This window comes from Cupriavidus sp. 8B (assembly GCF_054589115.1).
The window spans coordinates 1-298 of record NZ_BAAILO010000274.1 but is presented as its reverse complement, the minus strand read 5'-3'; the positions used below and the strand labels follow the sequence as shown (position 1 = coordinate 298).

1 protein-coding gene is annotated in these 298 nt (G+C 64.8%); it reads left to right on the top strand.

The genetic code is table 11. The features are described 5' to 3' along the window. Positions 1-298 (top strand): RRXRR domain-containing protein (locus tag ACYP5B_RS27260; RefSeq protein ID WP_459571780.1); only part of this gene is annotated, 298 nt, incomplete at both ends.

Here is a 298-nt window from a genome sequence, read left to right as displayed (position 1 = left end):
CGCTGCCCGATTCGACAACCGCCGTAAGCCGGCAGGCTGGCTAGCGCCGAGCCTACAACACCGTGTGCAGACCACGATGGCCTGGGTCCGCCGCTTGCGCGCACTCGCCCCGATCACCGCCATCAGCACCGAACTCGCCCGCTTCGACATGCAGGCGATGCAGAACGCCGAGATCTCCGGCGTCGAGTATCAGCAGGGCGAGCTGGCCGGCTATGAGGTCCGCGAATACCTACTAGAGAAATGGGGCCGGCAGTGCGCGTACTGCGATGCCCGCGATATGCCGCTGGAATTGGAACAT